Annotated in this window: 1 protein-coding gene and 1 pseudogene; both read right to left on the reverse strand. The window is 66.2% G+C overall.

The genetic code is table 11. From position 1 onward, the window contains the following. The coding region (locus tag ABD951_RS17885; protein ID WP_345347858.1) for an IS701 family transposase at positions 1 to 660 on the reverse strand (660 nt) is incomplete at its 3' end. 59 nt (positions 661 to 719) lie between these two features. After that, positions 720 to 978: pseudogene (locus ABD951_RS17890) on the reverse strand (ZIP family metal transporter); the annotation flags it as partial.

The raw sequence follows: 978 nt of genomic DNA on the forward strand, positions 1-978 counted from the left end.
CTGTTGACGAAAGGTCGCGGAGTCGCCGTAGCCGGCATCGGCGACGATCACCGCGGGGGTGCGGCCCCATTCGATCAGCTCGTCGAGCATCTCGATCGACATCCGCCACTTGGTGCGGTGCCGCTCGTCGTCGGGAATCGCACCGCGACGACGCCGGGCGGTGATCGCCGCGGCCGTCTTGGGGTCCTCCGCCGCGGCGTCGTCCCAGCTTTCGGGCAGATACAGGCGCCAGTCCAGCGGCGCAGACGCCGCATCGGTGGCGGCGTGCACACTGACCGCGACCTGGCAGTTGCCGACCTTGCCGAGCGTGTCCGAGTACTGCCGCGCCACGCACGGCGAGCCGTCGCCGTCCTTCGCGAACCCGGTGTCATCGATGACCCACGCGTCCGGCTTGATCAGATCGCACGCCCTGCGCGACAGCGTCTTCCGAACCGGAACCACGTCCCACGGAGAATTGGTCACGAACTGCTGCAGGCGTTGGTGATCGATTCTCAACCGCTCGGCCATCGGCTGCATCGACTTGCGGCGGCCGTCGAGCATCAACCCCCGCGTGTACACCCCCGCCGTCGCCCGCTGATCCTTCCGCTTCAACGACGAGAACACCTCACCGACAAACGAATCCAGACGTTCGTCGACCTCGGCCAGGGCTGCAGCATCCATCCGGTGATCGTCTCGAGAATCACGCCGAATCTCGAGCCCTCACACAAGAAGTGACAAACCTAACAAAGTCCTACTAGTTCCTTCATTCCGCTCTTGCGGGCAACCGCGAGTAGCTCGATGACCACGTAGAGGATCGATCCGGCGGCCAGGGTGAGGAATCCGATCGAGAGGGTGCTGTTGGTGACGTGCTGGCCGACGACGGTACCCAGGAACGTGGGACCGCCGGCGATCAGACCGAGCAGGGCCAGTCGGCCCCAGGATGGCCGCGTCCCGGCGGCGGCGAGCGGGGCGACGATGCCGAAGCCTTCGGTCGCGTTG

Origin of the sequence: Rhodococcus olei, assembly GCF_039540555.1 — a bacterium.
Lineage (GTDB): Bacteria > Actinomycetota > Actinomycetes > Mycobacteriales > Mycobacteriaceae > Rhodococcus_G > Rhodococcus_G olei.